Genomic DNA, 1,552 nt, shown 5'->3' with positions numbered 1-1,552 from the left:
TCGGGCTTTGCCCGAAGCGAAATCTCTCTCTGACAGGGTAAAATGGGGTTTGAGTGGATCAGCCGTCGAGTGGGCGAATTTTCAGCCCGGTGACCCGGTTGCCGTCGCGGTTGGTGACCTCAAAACGGAAGCCGTGGAAGGAGAACACCTGGCCGACGGTCGGGATCATTTGCGCCTCGTGGATGACCAGCCCGGCGACGGTATTGGCCTCCTCATCGGGCAGGTTCCACTCCATCGCGCGGTTCAGGTCGCGGATGGTGGTGGCGCCTTCGACGATGTAGTTGCCATCGGCGGTCTTGCGGGCAAAGCTCTGCTCGGCGGGGTCGAATTCATCGGTGATCTCGCCGACGATCTCTTCGAGGATGTCCTCCAGCGTGATCAGCCCCTGCAAGGAGCCATATTCATCCACAACCAGCGCAAAATGGCTGCGGATGCGCAGGAATTGCCGCATCTGATCGTCAAGCGTGGTGGTTTCGGGAATGAAATAGGGCGGTTTGCTGACCTCGGCGATGCGGAAATCGCGCAGGGCGGCGGCGTCGCCGTCAGGGCCGCCGATCTTGGCGTACATTTCGCGCAAAAGATCCTTGGCATGCACCACGCCGATGATGTTTTCGGGATTGTCGCGAAACACCGGCAGGCGGGTATGGGGCGAGGTCAGGCATTGCTCCAGCACCACCTGCGGATCGGCCCCGGCGTCGATCATCTCGATCTTGGAGCGGTGCAGCATGATCTCTTCGACAAAGCGCTCTGCCAGGTCCAGCGCGCCGAGGATCCGGTCGCGGTCCTCCTTTTCGACCACGCCTTCGGAATGGCCGATCTGGAGCGCGCCGACGATCTCCTCGCGCACCGCCATGATATGGCTGTCGGGATCAATACGCACGCCAAACAGCCGCAGCACCCCGCGCACCAGAAAGCGCACCGCGCCCACCGCGGGGGCGAGGATGGTGACCAGCGTGCCGATCACCGGCGCCACGGCGGCGGCGGCTTTTTCGGCGTTGGTGATCGCATAGGTCTTGGGCAGCACCTCGGCAAAGACCAGCACCAGAACCGTCATCACCAGGGTTGCCAGCGCCACGCCGCTTTCGCCAAATGCCTTTGTAAACAAGGCGGTGGCAAGTGACGTTGCCAGAATATTGACCAGGTTGTTGCCCAGCAGGACCGAGCCGATCAGCCGCTCGTTGTCCTCGGTCACCTGGAGTGCGCGTTCGGCCCCGCCAGAGCCCTTGTCAGCCTGGCTGCGCAGCTTGCCGCGCGAGGCGGCGGTGAGCGCGGTTTCAGAGCCGGAGAAGAAGCCCGAGCAGACCAGCAGCAGGACGATCCCGCCGGCGGTGATCCAGAAAGAACTGTCGAAAACGGTGGTGGCGCTGTCCATTTTAGGTCCTGAAGAGCTTGGTATTTCTAACGGTTATGGGGTGAGCGAGGGTAGGGATCAAGCGCCAAGGCCAGCATGCGGCCTCCCGAACGGAAGGAAAGCGTCAGCCCTGATCCTCTGCCTTGCGGGCCAGCGGGTGATGTTGGTGCACGAGTTCCGCCAGCCGCGCGTCGAGCACAT

The 1,552-nt window shown here is 62.6% G+C and carries 1 protein-coding gene; it reads right to left on the bottom strand.

Going from position 1 to position 1,552, the window contains the following annotated elements; translation table 11 throughout:
• Nucleotides 1–58: 58 nt before the first annotated feature.
• The gene (locus HCZ87_RS14340) at nt 59–1,372 is read right to left on the bottom strand and encodes an HlyC/CorC family transporter (protein ID WP_167644678.1); all 1,314 of its coding nucleotides are present in this window, start codon (nt 1,370–1,372) and stop codon (nt 59–61) included.
• Nucleotides 1,373–1,552: the final 180 nt, after the last annotated feature.

The organism is Phaeobacter sp. HF9A (assembly GCF_011806385.1).
Lineage (GTDB): Bacteria > Pseudomonadota > Alphaproteobacteria > Rhodobacterales > Rhodobacteraceae > Epibacterium.
Note: the sequence above shows the minus strand (reverse complement) of the source record. Positions and strands in the feature narration are given on the sequence as shown.